This window comes from Flavobacterium sp. K77, from assembly GCF_021608205.1.
GTDB lineage: Bacteria > Bacteroidota > Bacteroidia > Flavobacteriales > Flavobacteriaceae > Flavobacterium > Flavobacterium turcicum.
Window position 1 is genome coordinate 399,602 of sequence record NZ_JAKIHO010000001.1, and the last position, 20,414, is coordinate 420,015.

Sequence of the window (20,414 nt, forward strand, 5' to 3'; positions counted from 1 at the left end):
AGCCGCTTTGCGACTGCAAACTGTAACTGCGTACTATATGTTTACTACAGTTCCTATATTTTCGCCTTGGCAAATTTTTAGTAAGTTACCCACTTTATTCATATCAAAAACTACAATAGGTAATTTGTTTTCTTGACTTAGGGTAAAAGCCGTGGTGTCCATTACATTCAATCCTTTTTTCAATACATCTTCAAAAGAGATAAAATCAAATTTTACCGCTGATGCATTTTTTTCTGGATCAGAATCATATACACCATCAACACGCGTTCCTTTTAAAATTACATCGGCATTAATTTCAATTCCTCTTAAAACCGCTGCAGTATCTGTTGTAAAGTATGGGTTTCCGGTTCCAGCACCAAAAATTACAATTCTGCCTTTTTCAAGATGTCTGTCGGCTCTTCTTTTAATGTAAGGCTCAGCTATGGACTCCATTTTTAAAGCCGTCTGCAAACGGGTTTTCATTCCTTTTTCTTCAAGAGCACCTTGCAATGCCATTCCGTTGATTACGGTAGCAAGCATTCCCATATAATCGCCTTGTACACGGTCCATACCAGCACTTGCGCCTGCAACTCCTCTAAAAATATTTCCACCACCTATAACAATGGCAATTTCTACTCCTTTAGCGTGAATTTGCTTGATTTCGTCAGCGTATTCAGCTAGTCTTTTAGGATCAATTCCGTATTGTAAGTCGCCCATTAAGGCTTCTCCACTTAATTTCAGTAGAATTCTTTTGTATTTCATGTGTATGTTGCGTTGATTGGTGCAAATATAGAATTTTCTTTTTTTTTAAAATAATCTTGACTCTATTTTATAAAGCTAGTTTTTCATACGAATTTTTGGCTGCTTGATAACCAATTTGGAACACCTGATCCATCTTTAGTTTGCTGGTTTCAAAGGTGCTATAGATACAGAGTTCTTTTGGCTCGATGACCCAATCACACATATTAAATTTATGAATATTGGAGTTGGCCGATAACAAATCAAAGGCGCGTGTCGTCACTGCTTTGATTGAGTTTAAGTCAGAGGCTTCAATTTTTTGAATCGGGCTCACATAAACTCCTATAATGGTATCGCACTGTCCTAATAAAATGTCAGTAGGGAAGTGGTTTAGGATTCCGCCATCACTGTAAATATTTCCATCAATGGCATAGGGTGAAATTATTCCCGGAAAAGCAGATGAGGCCAAAACGGCATCAACTACAAGGGTTTTGGGGCTAAAAATTTTTAACTTCCCGCGTACCATATCAGTTGCAGTTATTTGCAATGGAATGTTTAAATCGGCCAAAGTTGCTTCTTTAAAAATGGCTTTAAAATAGATCTTAAACGATTCAGAATCGATCAATCCCGCTTTTTTAAAAGTTAAATGTTTCCAGTTAAAAAGATAAATCGATTTAAAAAAAGCTAAAATTTCATCAGGTGTTTTACCACAGGCATACAATGCACCTACTATTGATCCAGCGCTTGTTCCTGCAATAATACTGGGCTTTATGCCTTTTTCTTCTAAAAATTTAATCGCACCAGCGTGAGCCAATCCTTTGGAGCCTCCACCCGAAAGTACTAATCCTATCGATTTTGTTTCTAAATCCATTGTATTTATTTGTGCTAAAATTACTCTTTTTTTTATTTGTTAATTAAGTTCATGTGGTATAAAAATTTATCGTAATGCGTAACTTTGTACAACTAAAATTGGCCACATGAAAGAAATAGTGAATCAATCACTGAAACAAAGTTATTCCTATCCAGAATATAAGCAATTAATAACCGATCTCTTGACACAAAATAAATCTACTGGCTCACAGCAAACGGCAGATTTAACGCACTACAGTGCCCTCAATGAAGCACGGATGAAACGATTGGATAAAACGATCGTTGTTACTCCAGAAATTATGAATGGATTGCAAACTTTGCGTAAGGAATATATTTTGTTAGTCATTACCGAAGGCTGGTGCGGCGATGCGGCTCAAATTTTACCCATAATTAACAAAATGGCAGCGCTAACACCAAGTATTGAATTACGGTTGGTTTTGCGTGATGATAATGAGGAATTAATGAATTTGTTTTTGACAAATAATGCCAAATCGATTCCTATTGTGATTGCAGTCGAAAAAGAAACAGGAACTGTTTTAAATAGTTGGGGACCAAGGCCAAATGGAGCATTAGAACTAGTTTCTAATTATAAAAAAGAGTTTGGTGTTATTGATGACAACCTAAAGACAAACCTACAGTTGTGGTATTTGCAAGATAAAGGACTTTCTACTCAAAGTGAAATCTTACAATTGTTGATTGATTGAGTTTGTCTTTCGCTTTTTGATTGATTTTTTTTAACAAATTAAGTGCTTAAAAATCGATGAACGAACTATATAAATCGATGAACCGCATCATTTTATTTTTTATATTTCTTTTAAGAAAAATTAATTCTTTAGACTCAAAAATAAACGTAACTTGCTGACAGATAACCAAATCTATTTAATTAATTTGCTTTTTTTATACATGTTTCGCATTGTTTAACAATTAAAAAACAGTACCATGAAAAATTTATTTGAAAGATTGTATGATTATTTGTCTCTGGTTTTATTTGGTGGAAAAAATATTCCTCATTACTAATTCCAGACAGAGTAAAAGTATGAAGTGAAAATTACTTTTTACCTTTAGAAAAAACACATCGCAAATTTCAGTTTGAATTTGTCATGTGTTTTTGTCTTTTATAACACAATCAAAGTCTATAAAGCTTCTTGTAATCCGTTGTTAGTGATTTTACTTTACGGTTAAACTTTCTTCAAAATCAAGAACATTAATTCCGTTTTTAACTTCGTAATCTCCAATTTTTGTTCTTCGTAAAACGGTTAGGTGAGAACCGGATTGCATGGCTTTACCAAAATCATACGCTAGAGAACGAATGTAAGTTCCTTTACTGCAAACTACTCGAAAATCTACTTCAGGTAATGCAATTCGGGTGATTTCAAACTCGTGAATGGTGGTTTTTCGACTTGCAATTTCAATACTTTCTCCTGCACGAGCGTGCTCATACAAGCGAACGCCATCTTTTTTTATTGCCGAAAAAATAGGAGGTATTTGATCAATTTCACCAAGAAATTGTTTCACAGTTTCATGAATCAAGCTTTCGTTTATGTGTTCTGTTGGGAAAGTTTGGTCAACTTCTGTTTCTAAATCAAAGGAAGGTGTTGTGGCGCCAATGAAAAAAGTTCCGGTATATTCTTTGGCTTGACCTTGAAGTTCAGCAATTCTTTTGGTAAACTTTCCGGTACAAACTATTAATAAACCACTTGCCAATGGATCTAAGGTTCCGGCGTGACCAATCTTGAATTTTTTAGGCAATCCAACTTTATTAATCAAAGCATATTTAAGCTTGTTTACAGCCTGAAAAGAACTCCAATTTAATGGTTTGTCAATAAGTAAAATTTGTCCGTTTTGGTAATCTTCGACTGTCATCGCTGGAATTTATTTAAAGTATGAAAAGTAAATCAGTAAAAAGATCCCAACTATTATTCGGTACCAACCCCAAGGTTTGAAACCGTATTTTTTGATGATTTCAATAAAGAATTTTATTGCAATAATGGCAACCACAAAAGCAACAATGTTACCAATTATAAAAAGCTGAATGTTTTGATCTGATTTTAAAATGAGTTCATAACCCTTCATCTGTGAGCTTTCGTAGGTCTTTAAGAATACAGAGTAGCAAGTAACGGCCATCATGGTTGGAACTGCTAGAAAAAATGAAAATTCGGCTGCAGCATGGCGAGATAAACCCTGTTGCATTCCTCCGATAATTGATGCCGCAGATCGACTAGTGCCAGGCATCATGGCCAAACATTGCCAGAAACCAATAGTTACGGCTTTTTTTATAGAAATATCCTCTTCTTTTAAAACGGTAGGATTTTTGAAATAGTTGTCAATAAAAAGTAGAACAACACCACCTAAAATAAGAACTATGGCAATAGGAATAGGATTTCCTAGAACGGCTTCTATTTTGTCATCAAATAATTTACCTAATACAAGCGCAGGTATAACAGCGCAAAATAGTTTGAGGTAAAAATTAAATTTAGAAAAATCAAAGAATTTTTTCCAGTACAAAGCGACAACGGCCAAGATGGCGCCAAATTGAATCGAGACTTGAAAAAGTTTCACAAAATCATCTTCTTGTATTCCGAAATACGAACTCAAAAAAACCATGTGAGCGGTTGAAGAAACCGGCAGGTATTCTGTCAATCCTTCGATAATAGCGATCAAAAACGCTTGTAATGTATTCATTTATGCGTTTTTGGGATTCTTAAGAATGGCGTAAATAGTAATTCCAAAACCGATTAAAACAGTTGTTGGTGCCAATCTAATTCTTCTAAAACTGAAGATTTCTTCACTAAAAACATTCGGATCCTTGCTTCCTCCGCCCGACATTAAAATGAAGCCAAGAGCTATTACTCCAAGTCCAATTAAAAGAAATTTGTAGTTAACTTTCTCAAACAAAAATCCGTTTTTTTTATCTTTATTGTCCATTTGTACGTGCTAATTTTTTACTTAATGATATAACTTTGAACCGTGACTCAATATTAATTTCTAATAAAGATCGTCTGTGCGTAAATTCAAGAATCTTTGTGTAGCAAAGTAAGTACTTAGCCAAGTGATCACAATTCCTATTCCTACTACACCTATTAACACCAAAACAATTGACCCTTTGTCATTAAAGATTCCCAAAAGCGGAAAGTTAGTATCAATATAAAATAATACTCCAAGTAAAGCTATAACCGCTAAACCTGCACCAATCATGCCGAGTTTAATACTGCGTACAACAAATGGCTTACGAATAAAAGATTTTGTTGCTCCTACCATCTGCATGGTTTTAATGATAAAACGGTTCGAGTAGATAGACAATCTCAACGAACTATTGATGAGTAGTACTGCAATCACCGCTAAGAAACAACTAATGATTAAAATCCACATACTCACTTTATTGATATTGTCGTTAACCAAATTAACTAATTGTTTATCATAAACAATATCAGATATCATTGTGTTTTTACGCAACTGTGCTTCAATTTTGGTAATACTATCATTTACTACATAATCTCCTTTAAAGTGAATGTCGTACGAGTTTTGCAATGGATTTTCGCCAAGAAAAGTCATAAAATCTTCGCCAATAATATCGGTGTGTTCTTTTGCGGCAGCTTCTTTAGTCACGTATTTGTGAGAGCGCACGAAAGGACTTGTTTTTAATTGTTGGTCAAAATTTTTCACAATACTATCGTTAGCCTCGTTTTTAAAAAACACAGTCATTGCAATGTTTTCTTTAAAATCGTTAGCTAATTTTTTAGAATTAATGATAAAAAGCCCTAGAATTCCCAGTAAAAATAACACTAAGAATACACTTAACACTACTGAAAAATAAGAGGAAATTAAACGGCGTTTTTGGAAATTATCAAAGGAAGAACTCATAGTATGTTGAAATTATGGGGTAAAAATAATAAACAATTTCTTTATTTAAAGTTAATAACGCTCAAAGTTTCAACTTTCGTACAATAAACGTAAATTTGGCAGCTAGAAATAGTAGTCGCAATAAAACTTAGAATCTTAGTTACTCAGTTGCTCAGAAACTTATAAAAATGACTTGAATTTGCGAATGCATGACTCAATTAAAAAACAATAAAATAAGGAATGACTTGAGTTTACGATAGCTTGACTCAATTAAAAAACAATATAAAAAGGAATGAAATACAATCCCAACGAAATTGAAGCCAAATGGCAAAAATATTGGTTAGAAAACCAAACTTTTAAATCCGAAAACCACTCTACTAAACCTAAATATTACGTTTTAGACATGTTTCCTTACCCTTCTGGAGCGGGCTTACACGTAGGGCATCCGCTGGGATACATTGCCTCTGATGTATACTCGCGTTACAAGAGACATCAAGGTTTTAATGTGCTTCATCCTATGGGTTACGACAGTTTTGGGTTGCCTGCAGAGCAGTACGCTATTCAAACGGGTCAGCGTCCTGAGGATACAACTCGTGTGAATATTGACGGTGGTGTGGACAAAGAAGGAAATCAAATTGCGGGTTACAGAAAGCAATTGGATAAAATAGGATTTTCTTTTGATTGGAGTCGTGAAGTGCGTACTTCAAATCCAGATTATTACAAGCACACACAATGGATTTTTATCCAATTATTCAACTCGTGGTACAATAAAAACAGCGATAAAGCAGAAGATATTGCAACCCTAATTACTTTGTTTGAAAAAGAAGGAAATGCAACTGTCAATGCAGTTTGCGATGAAAATATAGATCCTTTTTCAGCTGAAGAATGGAACGCTTTCGCAAAAGATACTCAGGAGAAAATCCTTTTGCAATACAGATTGACGTATTTAGCGGAGACGGAAGTAAACTGGTGTCCGGGATTAGGAACGGTTTTGGCCAATGATGAAATTGTAAATGGCGTATCTGAACGTGGTGGATTTACAGTAGTTCGCAAGAAAATGACACAATGGAGCATGCGCATTTCAGCCTATGCAGAACGTTTGTTGCAAGGTTTGAATGATATCGACTGGAGCGAAAGTATTAAAGAAAGTCAAAGAAACTGGATTGGGAAATCAGTCGGTGCGATGGTTTCTTTTAAAGTCGAAAGTCAAAAGTCGAAAGTCGAAAGTGAAAAGCAAATTTCAGACTTAGAACTAGGGACTAAGGACTCTTTCATTGAAGTATTCACAACAAGACCCGATACCATCTTCGGAGTGACTTTTATGACTTTGGCACCAGAGCATCCTTTGGTTCAGGAAATTACTACTGCCGAACAAAAAGCAGAAGTAGAAGCCTACATCGAAAAAACTTCAAAACGTTCTGAGCGGGAACGTATGGCTGATGTGAAAACCATTTCGGGAGTATTTACAGGAGCTTTTGCAGAACATCCGTTTACGAAAGAACCAATTCCGGTTTGGATTGGTGATTATGTTTTGGCGGGATACGGAACAGGTGCGGTAATGGCGGTTCCTTGTGGCGATGAGAGAGATTATGCTTTTGCGAATTTCTTCAAAGGGCAAAACGGAATGCCAGCTATCAAAAACATCTTTGATCAAGACATTTCGGAAGCGGCTTTTGGAGCCAAAGAAGGTTTTCAATTAGTTGATTCAGATTTTTTAAATGGATTAGATTATAAAAAAGGAACTCAAAAAGTAATTGAGGAACTAGAAAAAATAAATCAAGGAAAAGGGAAAATTAATTACCGTTTGCGTGATGCAGTTTTCTCTCGCCAGCGTTATTGGGGTGAGCCTTTCCCGGTGTATTATGTAAATGGCTTGCCGCAAATGATTGATGCGCAACATTTACCAATCATTTTACCCGAAGTAGAGAAATATTTACCCACCGAAGACGGTTTGCCACCTTTAGGGAACGCTGCAGTTTGGGCTTGGGATAGGGTGAATAACAAAGTGGTCGAAACGAGTTTGGTAGACAATACAACTATTTTTCCTCTCGAATTGAATACCATGCCAGGTTGGGCGGGAAGTTCGTACTATTGGATGCGTTATATGGATGCGCACAATGAAACCGAATTTGCAAGCCAAGAAGCGCTTAACTATTGGCAAAATGTTGATTTGTATATAGGAGGAAACGAACACGCGACCGGTCACTTGTTGTACTCTCGTTTTTGGAATAAATTCCTAAAAGACAAAGGTTTTGCACCTACCGAAGAACCATTCAAAAAATTGATCAATCAAGGAATGATTTTGGGAACGAGTGCGTTTGTTTATAGATTAGAAGGAACAAATACTTTTATTTCAAAAAACAACATTGCTGGACAATCAGTTCAACCAATTCACGCTGATGTTTCAATGGTGAATTCTTCCGATGAGCTAGATGTTCAAAAGTTTAAGGCTTGGAGAGAAGATTATGCTGATGCGGAATTTATTTTAGACGAAAACGGAAAATATATCGTTGGTCGTGAGGTTGAAAAAATGTCGAAATCCAAATACAATGTGGTTACTCCAGATGCTATTTGTGAAGAATACGGAGCCGATACCTTGCGTTTGTATGAAATGTTCTTAGGACCATTAGAACAAGCGAAACCTTGGAATACAGCAGGAATTTCGGGAGTTTTTGGTTTCTTGAAAAAATTATGGCGTTTGTATTTCGATGATAATGGTTTGATTGTGACCAATGACATACCAACGAAAGGCAACTTAAAATCATTGCACAAAACCATCAAAAAAGTAGCTGAAGATATTGAAGGATTCTCTTTCAATACTTCGGTTTCGCAGTTTATGATTTGTGTGAACGAATTGTCTACTCAAAACTGTCATTCTCGTGCTATCTTAGAACCTTTAGCAATTGTGATTTCGCCTTACGCGCCACACATCGCTGAGGAATTATGGTCGTTACTAGGTCATGAAGGTTCGATAGCAGCAGTTCCTTTCCCTGTTTTCGATCCAAATCATTTGGTAGAAAGTGAGAAAGAATACCCAGTTTCTTTCAACGGAAAAATGCGTTTTACCCTAGTTTTACCTTTGGATTTAACCGCAGCACAAATCGAGGAAATCGTAATGAAAGACGAAAGAACCATTAAGCAACTGGACGGTAAAACACCAAACAAGGTGATTATTGTTCCGGGGAAAATAATTAACTTGGTGGGATAGTTTATCAATTTAAATATTTAAAAATCCAAATTTCAACGCTGGTTGGGATTTGGATTTTTTTTAGGATTATTTAACTAATGCCAATTTGACATTTTTACAGATTGGTGCAAATTTTGCTATTTCTTTAGTAACTTTAAAAAAATAAAAAAATAAGATATGTTAGGATTTAGTTTACCATCAATGATATTAATGGGCGGTATTATGCTAGCAAGTTGGTTAGTTAGCTCAAGATTAAAAAGCAAATTTGAACACTATTCAAAGTTGCATTTGCAAAACGGAATGTCAGGCGCCGAAATTGCCGAGAAAATGCTAGCCGATAATGGAATTCGTGATGTAAGAGTGATTTCAACTCCAGGCCGTTTAACGGATCACTATAATCCTGCTGATAAAACAGTTAATTTAAGTGAAGCAGTATACAACCAGCGCAATGCTGCAGCTGCGGCCGTAGCGGCTCACGAATGCGGACACGCGGTACAACACGCTGTAGGATATGAATGGCTTACGATGCGTTCGAAGTTGGTTCCTGTTGTAAATGTGGCATCAACTTACATGCAATGGATTTTGTTAGCGGGAATTGTAATGCTAAAAACGTTTCCAGGACTTTTACTAGTGGGAATTGTTATTTTTGCTGCAACAACTTTGTTTTCAATTGTTACTTTGCCAGTGGAGTATGATGCAAGTAACCGTGCTTTGGCTTGGTTAGAAAACAAAAGAATGCTTACACCACAAGAACAGGCTGGTGCAAAAGATTCTTTAAAATGGGCAGCCAGAACCTATGTGGTAGCTGCATTAGGATCAATAGCAACGTTGCTTTATTATATTTCAATTTACATGGGAGGAAGAAGAGACTAATTCTCCAACTTTCAGATAACTATTTATCAAATCCAAATTCCAGTTTTAATGGATTTTGGATTTTTTTGATAGCTCACATTTCACTTCTCACAACTCACTTTTCACTTTTCACTTTCCTTAAAGTTGAATTTGTCGGTCAATTTGCTGGTCAAGCGAGATGAAGGTTTCGGTTCGTGAAACACCTTCGATAGCTTGAATTTTGGTATTGAGTAGCTGCATCAAATGTTCGTTGTCGCGACAGATAATTTTAATTAAAATAGACCAATTTCCGGTGGTGTAATGACATTCTAAAACCTCTGGAATTTTTCTTAAATCGCGCACTGCCTCTGCGTTTCGGGCAGCCTTGTCTAGATAAACGCCTACAAAAGCCATGGTGTTGTACCCAAGAACTTTATTGTTTACCGTAAATTTTGATCCCGATATTACACCAGATTGCTCCAACTTACGCAAACGTTGGTGTATCGCAGCGCCCGAAATTCCTATTTTATTGGCAATTTGAAGAATGGGTTTTCGAGCATCCTCCATAAGGTCACGAAGAATTTCTTTATCGATACCGTCAATTTCGACTATCAGCGAATTAATTTTCATAGTATGAATTTTAAACTAAACTAGTGATTTTAATATTTAATTGAAAGTTTAATATTGTTTTTAGTCATAAAAAAAATCCAAATTCCGTTTTTTAATTAGAATTTGGATTTTTTAAAAAATTCGTAAGGAGTTTATTTTCCTTTATTCGCTTCTGCGATATATTTTTCTAATGCCATTGTCATTGATGGTGTGGCAGGCGTAGGAGCTAAAATATCAACTCTTAAACCATGATCTAATGCTTCTTTTTGTGTGGTGCTTCCAAACACGGCAATTCTTGTATTGTTTTGTTCGAAATCAGGAAAATTTTTGAACAATGATTTGATTCCGGTTGGACTAAAGAAAGCTAAAACATCATAATACACATCTGCTAAATCAGATAGATCGCTCATTACTGTTTTGTAAAAAACGGCAGGAGTCCAATCTACTTTTAAGGCGTTTAATGTAATTGGTGCATCGGCATTCAATTGGTCTGATGCAGGAAGCAAGAATTTTTCGTCTTTGTACTTTTTGATTAATGGAGATAAATCAGCAAAGTCTTTTGGGCCAACATAAATTTTACGTTTTCTGTACACAACGTACTTTTGAAGGTAAAAGGCAATTGCTTCTGATTGGCAGAAATATTTTAATCCTTCTGGTACTTTGTATCTCATTTCTTCGGCTACTCTAAAAAAATGATCGACGGCATTTTTACTCGTTAAAATAATAGCGGTGTAATGATTAAGGTCGATTTTTTGTAATCGAATCTCTTTGGCGCTAACTCCTTCTACGTGAATAAAAGGTCTGAAATCAATTTTTACTTTGTGTTTTTGTTGAAGTTCAAAGTAAGGGGAATTTTCCACTTTAGGCTCGGGTTGTGACACCAAAATTGTTTTCACTTTCATATATAACGGTTTCTAAGCACTCCCTTTTGTAAACCAATAATACATAAAATAATAGGGTGCTATTTCAAGAGCGCAAAGATATAAAATAAAATAAAACAACTTACCGAATATTATATTTTGATAGTTTTTTATTGAAACCAAATAGGTTAGTATGTTGGCTACTAATATTATAGCGATAATGGCTAGTGGAATATTTCTTGAAATACTGTCATAATAGAACAAAATAATATTGAAAGGAAGAACTAACAAACCAATATACGTTCTGTAGGTTACTTTTTGCAAGTTGAATTGAGACGAAAATTCTTCGATGTTGAAAGAAGTTGCGATTATTTTCTCTATTAAATACTTTGCTAAAATGAAAAAAACAAGAAACGTTACAATCCGAATGTATAACAACCAATCTGTTTTTGAAGCGTAGCCAAAATAGCTCAGCGAAATTTGAATAAAAAATGCAAACGAAATAACTTGAACAGCAAACAGTGCAATAGTAAATCCGCTTTTTAAATGACTGCTATCGCGATATATTTTGATGTATTTGTTCGAAAACAATAAGTTGGCAAATTCGCCAAATCGATTTTCAAAAATTGATTTAGTAAATGCAATAATGGCAAATGCTAATACAAACAGGGCAGTAGCCCAGTCTTTGTTCTCAATTATTCTCGGATGCAGTACGTTTTCAATCATAACGATGCAAAATTACTAATTTTTCTCTCATTCTTTTTATTATAATTTTATTAAGGATGAAGTGGCATAAAAAGGTTACTTTTGCGGTGAAATTAGTCCAAAATATGAATGATTGTATTGTTATAATTCCAACCTATAACGAAATTGAAAATATTGAAAGTATCATTCGAGCTGTACTTTCACAAAATAAACTTTTTCATGTACTGATCATAGATGATAATTCACCAGATCATACTGCTGACAAAGTTATAGTGCTTCAAGAGGAGTTTAAAGGTCGTTTGTTTTTAGAGCAAAGACAAAAAAAATCTGGTTTAGGTACTGCCTACGTACACGGTTTTAAATGGGCGTTGCGTCATCAATATGAATTTATTTTTGAAATGGATGCTGATTTCTCCCACAACCCTCAAGATTTAGAGAAATTATACAATGCCTGTCATCTTGGTGATGCCGATTTGGCTATTGGTTCGCGCTACGTTACTGGTGTAAATGTAGTCAATTGGCCCTTAAGTAGGGTGCTATTGTCCTATTTCGCCTCTGTTTACGTTCGCTTAATAACCGGAATGAAAATTCATGATGCTACCGCAGGATTTGTTTGTTATAAGCGCAAAGTTTTAGAGGATATTAATCTTAACAAAATTCGTTTTGTTGGTTATGCTTTTCAAATTGAAATGAAATACAGAACATTTTGCAAAAATTTTCAAATTGTAGAAGTTCCTATTATTTTTACAGATAGAACAAAAGGGCAGTCCAAAATGAGCAATTCGATTATTGTTGAGGCTGTTTTTGGTGTGATTGCACTTCGACTAAAAAAATTAATTAACACATTATAAAGCAGTAAGTAGATGAATCGGGTTTTAATTAAAAATGCTAAAATAGTCAACGAAGGAGTTATTTTTGAAGGCGATGTACTAATCGAAAATGACATTATTGTAGAAATTGCTGACAGCATTAGCGCTAAATTTGCTGATTGCAAAATCATTGATGCCGAAGGTAATTATTTAATGCCAGGCGCTATTGACGATCAAGTACACTTTAGAGAACCTGGTTTAACGCACAAAGGCGATATCGAATCAGAGTCGCGCGCTGCTGTAGCGGGTGGAATAACGACTTATATTGAGCAACCCAATACGGTACCAAATGCGGTTACGCAAGAAATTTTGGAGCAGAAATACCAATTGGCAGCACAAAAATCCTATGCGAATTACTCCTTCATGATGGGTGCTACCAATGATAATTTGGAGGAGGTTTTAAAAACAGATCCAAAGAATGTTGCGGGTATTAAAATATTCTTAGGCTCGTCAACAGGAAACATGTTGGTTGATAATGAGGCTACACTCGAAAAAATATTTTCAAGCACCTCTTTATTAATTGCTGTGCATTGTGAAGATGAAACTACTATACGTAACAACTTAGCTACTTACAAAGAGGAATTTGGCGAAGCTATTCCGGTAACGGCACATCATTTAATTCGAAGCGAAGAAGCTTGCTACATTTCAAGTTCAAAAGCTGTGGCTTTGGCCAAAAAAACAGGCGCTCGTTTGCATATTTTTCATCTTTCGACAGCCAAAGAAATGGAGTTGTTTACCAATAAAATTCCAGTAGAAGAAAAGAAAATAACCGCCGAAGTTTGTGTACATCATTTATGGTTTACCAATGATGATTATGCTACAAAAGGAAACTTGATCAAGTGGAATCCTGCAGTAAAGACAGCTAAAGACAGAGATGCACTTTGGGCGGCTTTGCTAGATGATCGTATTGATGTTATTGCAACGGACCATGCGCCACATACTTTGGAGGAAAAGAAGAAAAATTATCTTGAGGCGCCTTCAGGCGGACCGTTAGTACAACATGCTGTGGTAGCTCTTTTTGAGGCTTTTCATCAAGGTAAAATTAGCGTTGAGAAAATTGTAGAAAAAATGTGTCACAATCCGGCTAAAATTTTCAAGATTGAAAAACGTGGATTTATCAAAGTTGGGTATTTCGCTGATTTGGTAATTGTCAATCCAGGCTTGCCTTGGAGCGTGAAAAAAGAAAATATTTTGGCTAAATGTGGTTGGTCTCCCTTTGAAGGATTTACTTTTAAATCCCGAATAACACATACATTTGTAAACGGACAATTAGTTTATAACGCATTCAAAGTAAAAGATATCAAAGCTGGAAAACGTTTGTCATTTGAACGATAAAATTTAGTATATGAAGCAAATCATCACAATAGTAGTACTTTGTTTTCTTTTTACGAGCTGTAAAAACGAAGTGCTTCAAGAACCTAAAAAACCGATTAACAAAGAGGTTATGGCAGATATTATGTATGATTTGGCCATTCTTGAGGCTATAAAGTTCCAAAATCCGGTTTCATTGGATACGTTAAAAATAAATTCAAGAGATTTTATCTTTAAAAAATACAAGGTAGATAGTTTGCAATTCGTTGAAAACAATGCCTATTATGCTGCCAATTATGAAGAGTATAAACAAATGTTTGATCAAGTTACAACTCGCTTAGAACAAAAATTAAAAGCCACTGATATGCTTATTGCCAACAAACAGAAAAAAATTAGAGCAGAAAAACTAAAAAAACTTCGCGCTAAGAAAAAAGTAGATAGCACTGCTGTAAAACTATAAATTACAGTTGGATAATTTGTTTTATATACGCCTTGACATCAATAAATTCGATAGTTAAGGCGTTTTTTATTTTTTGATTAGAATACAAATTACTGTTGTAGGATGCCATTGCGGATGCTCTTGAAATGCGTCTTTTTTGCCCAAAAATAGTTGCTGAAATCCAATCGAGTCTCCAAATAATTTTCATGATAAAAGGTGTAGCATGCCAGCGTGGTTTACGTACGTTTAGACTTTCAGCCATAACATCTAATACTTCTTTAAAAGTGATATTACTTCCTATTAAAGTAAAACGCTCGTTTGTGATATCGCTTTCCGTAAGTTTTTGTGCAATCTGTACCACATCAGTTACAGCAATAAAACCGCTGCTGCCAAGGGTATAAAAAGGCAGTCCTCTTTTTACTTTGGTAAGCAATTGACCGCTACCATTTTCCCAATCTTTAAAAGGAAGTACTGGGCCAAGAATCACTCCAGGATTGATAATTATTACGGATAAGCCCTCTTGTTGTCCTCTCCAAACTTCCATTTCGGCGCCATATTTAGATATAGCGTAGTCGCTGTGGTAGTTTTCTGGATTCCATTCAGTAGTTTCAGTGATGAAATTTTCGTGCGGAAGTGGGTCGCCAAGTGTAGCAATAGAACTCACGTAACATAATTTTTGTACGCCATAGGCAATGCTAAAATTGACAATATTTGCCGTGCCCTCAATATTAATTTTGCGTAGTTGCGCTTCTTCTTTTGGGTCAAATGATATTAACGCAGCACAATGGTAAACGGTTGTAATACCCGGAAAAGCAAGCTCTAGTGATGGAACATCAGTAATGTCAGCTTGAACCCATTCAATTTCTGTAAAGAATGTTGCTTTATTGTGAAGTTCGAAAAGTGCTTTGGTTTTTTGTATTGCAACTTCTTTACGGTAAATAGCGCGTACTTTTTCACTGCCAGCACTTTTAGATTCAATTAATTGAAGCAATAAATGCGCGCCTACTAAACCGGTTCCTCCTGTTACTAATATCATGTTACGAAAATACAAATAATTTTTCTCGAATAACCTATTAAACAAATAACGGAATCCGCAATAAATTTTATCTTTGTGCACATAGCGCCTCTAGGGCGAAAGAGACCAAAGTAAATAGCATAAAAAGATGAAGAATTTTATTGAAGAAGTAACTTGGAGAGGAATGCTCCACGATGTTATGCCCGGCACAGAGGAACATTTGATGGAACAAATGCGTGTGGCATATGTGGGAATTGACCCAACTGCCGATTCATTGCATATAGGACATTTAGTGGGCGTAATGTTGTTGAAACATTTTCAGCTAGCAGGACACAAACCTCTTGCGCTTGTGGGTGGAGCAACAGGTATGATTGGTGATCCATCAGGTAAATCTAACGAACGTAATTTATTAGATGAAGCTACTCTGCGCCACAATCAAGAAGCCATTAAAGGGCAATTGGCTCGTTTTTTAGACTTTAGTTCAGATGCGGATAATGCAGCTGAATTAGTAAATAATTACGATTGGATGAAGAATTTTTCATTTCTAGATTTCATTCGTGATGTAGGGAAGCATATCACCGTAAATTATATGATGGCAAAAGATTCTGTAAAGAAACGTTTGTCATCCGAAGCGGCCGAAGGAATGTCGTTTACGGAGTTTACCTACCAATTGGTTCAAGGCTATGACTTTTTGCATTTGTACCGAGAAAAAAAATGTACGTTACAAATGGGCGGAAGCGACCAATGGGGAAATATTACTACCGGAACCGAATTAGTGCGCAGAATTGCCAGCGGTAAGGCGTATGCTCTGACTTGTCCGTTGATTACCAAAGCAGACGGAACTAAGTTTGGAAAATCTGAAGGAGGTAATATTTGGTTGGATTCGGCTAGAACGTCTCCATATAAATTTTACCAATATTGGTTGAATACCTCAGATGTAGATGCCGAGAAATACATCAAAATCTTTACTTTTTTATCGAAAGAAGAAATTGAAGATTTAACTGTAAAACACAGAGAGGCGCCCCATTTGCGTTTGTTGCAAAAACGCTTAGCAGAAGAAATTACAATACTTGTTCATTCTGCAGCCGACCTAGAAAACGCGATAAAAGCTTCTTCTATTTTGTTCGGAAATTCATCTGCTGATGATTTAAAGCAATTGGATGTATCTACTTTTTTAGATGTTTTTGATGGCGTTCCGCAAGCAGAAATTTCAAGAAATGAAATTGAGGCTGGAATCAATATTGTTGACGTTTTAAACGAAAAAACTGGTTTCATGAAATCTAACGGTGAGGCTCGTCGTGCTTTAACAGCGAATTCTATTTCAATAAATAAAGAAAAAGTTACGGAAGAATTTATGGTTTCAACCAAAGATTTAATTAACAATCAATTTGTGTTATTACAAAGCGGAAAGAAAAACTATTTTGTGGTAAGAGTGCTATAAATAATACGGTGTTGTAACTACGCTTTACAATAATTTAAAGATCCCAATAACTCAAACGAGCTATTGGGATTTTTTATTTCAATCCTTAAAATTTATTGGGAATTTGTTAGAAGTAATCCAGCCAGAAATGAGGTTGGGAGTTTCAAGTATGTTTTTTAAATCTTCAGCGGGTAAACTACTAGCTAATTCATGTTTGTTGAAATACAAAAACAAGTCTAGAAAATGAACATCGTCATTGTTTAAATAATATTCGTTGTCTTCAAATTTATGGTAGCGGTTTTTGTCCCAACTCAAATTGGCTGTAAATTTTTTAGTTTCATTTCCTTTAAATTGTAGAACGCTTTCTAAAATTTCCTTACGGATTTTTTGTTCTATTTCTTCAGTCTGTTTTACTAAAAAATCGGCTAAATCTTTACGATTTTCCTCTAAAGCTTGCATTAACTGTTTCAGCGCAGCATCGTTTTTTTTAGAATTGAAGATGCTATTGGTTTCTACTACGTTTTCCTCTTGATATAATCTGTACGAAGGAATCCAAGAAGAGTGGTTGTACATATTCGGTTTTATAGAACGCGTGTTTAAAATTAAAGAAATAACGTCTTTTGTTTTGTTCGTAACACTATAATGAACGGTAAACAATCGCTCGTTTGGGGAAGGATCTATATGTGTGATCGTGTCTATTTGAACTGCTACCTCAGTGGTTTGCGCGCTGCCATTCCATCCAAAAAACAATAAAAGAATCAAAGATAAAATGCGCATTTGTACTTTTTTAAAAAGGTTAAAGCACCATCAAATTGCACCCGCGAATATCCGAATTATCAAAACGGCCCAAAACCTCGAAAGAGTTGTTGTAATTTTTTTTACCCAAATCCTGAGTAGCAATAAAGGAACACGAATTGATGTTGGCCAAATCGATCACATTGATTCCGCCTGTTTTTCCGTTGTCAATGTAAGTCAAGGCATCTTCCGTATCACGAATTAAAATTTGCATCCAAGAAGGACATTCAAAAACCCCGTCTCCCAGTGAATAAGCTTGCGAAAGGAGTTCTGTCATGCCGTATTCTGAGTGTATGGCTGATACGCCAAAACCTTGGCACAATTGCTCGTGTAGCTCCTCGCGAATCATTTCTTTGCGACGCCCTTTCATGCCGCCAGTTTCCATGATAATGGTATGTTGTAATTGAAACGGAAGTTTTTCAATTAAATCTAATAAAGCAAACGTTACCCCAAACAAAATGACGTTTTGCCCTTGATTGTCTAATTCTACGAGTTTCGAGATTAAGGTGTCGTGATCGTTTAAATAAAAGCCGCTATCCGCTTGGTTCGAAAGTTCAATTAAATCTTTAACCATATAAATTAGTGACGAACCTTCACGTTCCAAATAGGATGGGAGCAAGGCCAAAACTACATAATCCTCTATATTACCATAAAACTCAGCAAAACCTCTTCGATAGCTTTCTTCATAAAGGCTGATATCAGTTACCAAATGTTTGCTAGTAATCATGCCTGTTGTGCCACTACTAGTAAACGTTTCTTGAATTGGGTTGGAATTGGAAACTACAGCATGACTTTTAAAAAATTGTATGGGTAAAAAAGGAATTTGCTGTAGCGACTTTACCTTGAAAGGATCGGTTTTTAGAAATTGGCAGAATTCGTTGTACACCAGATTGTTTTCGTATTGAAAACGAAATACTTTTAAAGCTATTTTTTCAAATTGTTTTTGGCTTGAAATCGTAAATATATCTGTTGCTGTGATCACCAATTTTTTTTACAAAAGTAATAAAAATTGTCAGGACTAGCTATGTAATTAAAGCTCCGTAGAAAATGAAACTTTTTTATAAAAAACAAGCTCCAATTGGTATTGGAACTTGTGGTATAGATTTTTATTTGATAATTAATTTTCTAGTGGCTGAGGATTCTTTCTCGTTAATCCTGATGATGTATACACCAGAACTCAGTGCTGAAACATTCAGTTCTTTTGAATTCATCATGGTATGTAGGACTTTTTTACCAAGCACATCAAATATGATAATTTCTTTGTCAAGATCGTTTTTGGTGGTAATGAAAACTTTACCATTACTCACAGGATTTGGGTACAAACTCAAGCCTTCGATGCTTGTTTCTTGTACTCTTGGTGCTTGCTTTGTTTCTTGTGCAACAGCACTAAAAGAACAAAAGAAAACCAATGCAATAAGTGTATAAAAGTAGTTTTTTGCCATCATTTCAATTTTGATTAGTAAAGATACAAAAAATATTTCAAAAAGTATACCAAAAAAAATGCCTTTCAATTTTGAAAGGCATTTTATCTATTTTAGAACCTGAATTACAATCCTACTGACCATCCAGCTGCCCATCCAGGAGCTGCGGCACCGTTTCCAGCACCTGTTGCAGTTGCAGATTCAGATGCAATTGCTAATGAAGCATCAGCTGTTACTCCAGCTGTAGCAGGAGCTACTACTGTTTTTGTTCCTCTAGTTTTAGTAGCAACATCAGCAATAAAGTTCACATTTGTAAGTTTTAATGCAGAACCAATAAAGCTTAAAGTTTCATCATGTTCGATGTCAACTCCTCTTGCCCAACCGCTCAACGCTACGTTAGTGAAAATTGCTTTTGTACCTCTTCTTAATTTGATAGCTTGGTTTTCTTGCCAAGTTCCAGATGTTGGAACGCTTCCAGGGCCTACAAGAGTGATATTAGTGATAGTTGGGTTTGCAATTGGTGTATTAGCAAAACCAAATTCAAAATTATCAGCTTCGATACCTCTGTTTCCTTTTCCAAATGATAATTTTCCGTACCAGTTGGTGTTAGTTCCGTTCCATCCTTCGGTCCAGTCGTATTGATCGTCTTCGTTACCAAATGAAATCAAGTTTGAAGTGTTTACAGAACCTCCAAAAAATTCGAAACCATCATCAGCACCTTGGTAAGCCTCTACATATTCAAAAGTAGTTCCTGAACCTACTCCAAATAATGAAACTCCATTAAATTCTTTTTCACTGTTAAATGCAGCTCCAGCATATTCTACTCTCAAGTAACGAATAGATCCAGAGTTGTCGTTTGATGCAGTTCCACCATAAGTTAAATCTGCAACTTCTGATTGTGCTGTACTTGCTCCACCTGATACACGGTTGATTGGTGCTTTACCACAAATTACCAAACCTCCCCAGTCTCCAGCTTTTTTAGTAGGCAAACCACTTGTCATAACCACTGGGTTGCTAGCTGTTCCGTTTACGTTTAATTTTCCACCTTGTGCCACCGCAATGTATGATGCAGTTCCACCAGTTCCTTCAATTTTTGTTCCTGCAGGAATGTTTAAGGTTGCTCCTGAATTTACTTGTAGTTTACCAGTAAGCTTGTATGTTTTAGATGCGTCAAGAGTAACTTCACCCTCATTGATATTTCCTTGAAAATTGTTGGCATCAACTACGAAATTAGATGAAGGCGTTTCGTTTTCTTCCGTTGTTGAACAACTGCTCACTACGGCTGCACTTACTGTTAAAATTCCAATTAGTTGTAAAAATTTTGTTTTCATGTTGTAATAGTTAATTGTTTTGTTTCTGTTACAAAGGTGTAGCAATTTGCTCAAGACTAGGTTAAGCCAATGTGAATGTTAATTTAATAAATGCTTACAATAGTATTAACTTAATGTTATGTAGGTTAAGTAAGGTGCATTAAAAGCAAAAAGCAGCCTCATAGGGCTGCTTTTATAATATTTATATAGGTTTG

General features: G+C 35.6%; 21 protein-coding genes. 7 read left to right on the top strand and 14 right to left on the bottom strand.

Annotation, left to right across the window (positions count from 1 at the left end):
• Window positions 1–33: 33 nt before the first annotated feature.
• Complete coding sequence (gene pyrH, locus L1S34_RS01805) at window positions 34–741, bottom strand: UMP kinase (protein WP_166132874.1); 708 nt, start codon at window positions 739–741, stop codon at window positions 34–36.
• A 67-nt stretch (window positions 742–808) separates the two neighbouring features.
• On the bottom strand, window positions 809–1,588 hold the full coding sequence (locus L1S34_RS01810) for a patatin-like phospholipase family protein (protein WP_236362465.1): 780 nt from the start codon (window positions 1,586–1,588) through the stop codon (window positions 809–811).
• 106 nt (window positions 1,589–1,694) lie between these two features.
• On the opposite strand from L1S34_RS01810, the gene L1S34_RS01815 reads away from it, so the two are divergent.
• Window positions 1,695–2,291: a thioredoxin family protein gene (locus L1S34_RS01815; RefSeq protein ID WP_236362467.1), complete on the top strand. Its 597-nt coding sequence runs from the start codon at window positions 1,695–1,697 to the stop codon at window positions 2,289–2,291.
• Window positions 2,292–2,754: 463 nt separating this feature from the next.
• Here the strand turns inward: L1S34_RS01815 and truB are convergent, their stop codons facing one another.
• The 4 genes from truB to L1S34_RS01835 are packed head-to-tail and all read right to left on the bottom strand — an operon-like array spanning window position 2,755 to window position 5,448.
• A complete protein-coding gene (gene truB, locus L1S34_RS01820; protein WP_236362468.1) occupies window positions 2,755–3,450 on the bottom strand; it encodes a tRNA pseudouridine(55) synthase TruB in 696 nt (231 codons plus the stop codon).
• A 9-nt stretch (window positions 3,451–3,459) separates the two neighbouring features.
• Window positions 3,460–4,269 carry an undecaprenyl-diphosphate phosphatase gene (locus tag L1S34_RS01825; RefSeq protein ID WP_236362470.1) on the bottom strand — a complete coding sequence of 270 codons (810 nt, stop codon included), beginning with the start codon at window positions 4,267–4,269 and terminating at the stop codon, window positions 3,460–3,462.
• Window positions 4,270–4,512, bottom strand: a complete 243-nt coding sequence (locus L1S34_RS01830) for a DUF3098 domain-containing protein (protein WP_236362472.1) — start codon at window positions 4,510–4,512, stop codon at window positions 4,270–4,272.
• A 60-nt stretch (window positions 4,513–4,572) separates the two neighbouring features.
• Window positions 4,573–5,448 (bottom strand): cell division protein FtsX, encoded by an 876-nt coding sequence (locus L1S34_RS01835; protein ID WP_236362473.1) that lies wholly within the window; start codon window positions 5,446–5,448, stop codon window positions 4,573–4,575.
• 271 nt (window positions 5,449–5,719) lie between these two features.
• Between L1S34_RS01835 and leuS the strand changes: the two genes are divergently transcribed.
• Window positions 5,720–8,635 carry a leucine--tRNA ligase gene (gene leuS, locus L1S34_RS01840; RefSeq protein WP_236362475.1) on the top strand — a complete coding sequence of 972 codons (2,916 nt, stop codon included), beginning with the start codon at window positions 5,720–5,722 and terminating at the stop codon, window positions 8,633–8,635.
• A 156-nt stretch (window positions 8,636–8,791) separates the two neighbouring features.
• Complete coding sequence (locus L1S34_RS01845) at window positions 8,792–9,487, top strand: zinc metallopeptidase (RefSeq protein WP_236362477.1); 696 nt, start codon at window positions 8,792–8,794, stop codon at window positions 9,485–9,487.
• 117 nt (window positions 9,488–9,604) lie between these two features.
• Here L1S34_RS01845 and L1S34_RS01850 read toward each other — a convergent pair whose 3' ends face one another.
• From L1S34_RS01850 to L1S34_RS01860, 3 genes are all read right to left on the bottom strand, one after another.
• The gene (locus tag L1S34_RS01850; protein WP_236362480.1) at window positions 9,605–10,075 is read right to left on the bottom strand and encodes an Lrp/AsnC family transcriptional regulator; all 471 of its coding nucleotides are present in this window, start codon (window positions 10,073–10,075) and stop codon (window positions 9,605–9,607) included.
• Window positions 10,076–10,206: 131 nt separating this feature from the next.
• A complete protein-coding gene (locus L1S34_RS01855; protein ID WP_236362482.1) occupies window positions 10,207–10,956 on the bottom strand; it encodes a uroporphyrinogen-III synthase in 750 nt (249 codons plus the stop codon).
• A gap of 12 nt (window positions 10,957–10,968) precedes the next feature.
• A complete protein-coding gene (locus L1S34_RS01860) occupies window positions 10,969–11,640 on the bottom strand; it encodes a DUF4271 domain-containing protein (protein ID WP_236362484.1) in 672 nt (223 codons plus the stop codon).
• Between the two features lie 104 nt (window positions 11,641–11,744).
• Between L1S34_RS01860 and L1S34_RS01865 the strand changes: the two genes are divergently transcribed.
• The 3 genes from L1S34_RS01865 to L1S34_RS01875 are packed head-to-tail and all read left to right on the top strand — an operon-like array spanning window position 11,745 to window position 14,259.
• A complete protein-coding gene (locus tag L1S34_RS01865) occupies window positions 11,745–12,470 on the top strand; it encodes a polyprenol monophosphomannose synthase (protein WP_210787978.1) in 726 nt (241 codons plus the stop codon).
• Window positions 12,471–12,482: 12 nt separating this feature from the next.
• The gene (locus L1S34_RS01870; RefSeq protein ID WP_236362485.1) at window positions 12,483–13,823 is read left to right on the top strand and encodes a dihydroorotase; all 1,341 of its coding nucleotides are present in this window, start codon (window positions 12,483–12,485) and stop codon (window positions 13,821–13,823) included.
• Window positions 13,824–13,833: 10 nt separating this feature from the next.
• Window positions 13,834–14,259, top strand: coding sequence for a DUF4296 domain-containing protein (locus L1S34_RS01875; RefSeq protein WP_236362487.1), 426 nt, complete (start codon window positions 13,834–13,836; stop codon window positions 14,257–14,259).
• Window position 14,260: 1 nt separating this feature from the next.
• On the opposite strand, the gene L1S34_RS01880 is transcribed toward L1S34_RS01875, so the two are convergent.
• Window positions 14,261–15,274, bottom strand: a complete 1,014-nt coding sequence (locus L1S34_RS01880; RefSeq protein ID WP_236362489.1) for an NAD-dependent epimerase/dehydratase family protein — start codon at window positions 15,272–15,274, stop codon at window positions 14,261–14,263.
• A gap of 127 nt (window positions 15,275–15,401) precedes the next feature.
• On the opposite strand from L1S34_RS01880, the gene tyrS reads away from it, so the two are divergent.
• Window positions 15,402–16,694, top strand: coding sequence for a tyrosine--tRNA ligase (tyrS, locus tag L1S34_RS01885; protein ID WP_236362491.1), 1,293 nt, complete (start codon window positions 15,402–15,404; stop codon window positions 16,692–16,694).
• Between the two features lie 78 nt (window positions 16,695–16,772).
• Here tyrS and L1S34_RS01890 read toward each other — a convergent pair whose 3' ends face one another.
• The 4 genes from L1S34_RS01890 to L1S34_RS01905 all read right to left on the bottom strand — a co-directional run bounded on the left by L1S34_RS01890 (window position 16,773) and on the right by L1S34_RS01905 (window position 20,220).
• Complete coding sequence (locus L1S34_RS01890; protein WP_236362492.1) at window positions 16,773–17,450, bottom strand: hypothetical protein; 678 nt, start codon at window positions 17,448–17,450, stop codon at window positions 16,773–16,775.
• A gap of 19 nt (window positions 17,451–17,469) precedes the next feature.
• A complete protein-coding gene (locus tag L1S34_RS01895; protein WP_236362494.1) occupies window positions 17,470–18,450 on the bottom strand; it encodes a LuxE/PaaK family acyltransferase in 981 nt (326 codons plus the stop codon).
• Window positions 18,451–18,574: 124 nt separating this feature from the next.
• Window positions 18,575–18,910: a T9SS type A sorting domain-containing protein gene (locus L1S34_RS01900; protein ID WP_210787971.1), complete on the bottom strand. Its 336-nt coding sequence runs from the start codon at window positions 18,908–18,910 to the stop codon at window positions 18,575–18,577.
• A 104-nt stretch (window positions 18,911–19,014) separates the two neighbouring features.
• Window positions 19,015–20,220, bottom strand: coding sequence for a hypothetical protein (locus tag L1S34_RS01905; protein WP_236362496.1), 1,206 nt, complete (start codon window positions 20,218–20,220; stop codon window positions 19,015–19,017).
• Window positions 20,221–20,414 lie beyond the last annotated feature (194 nt).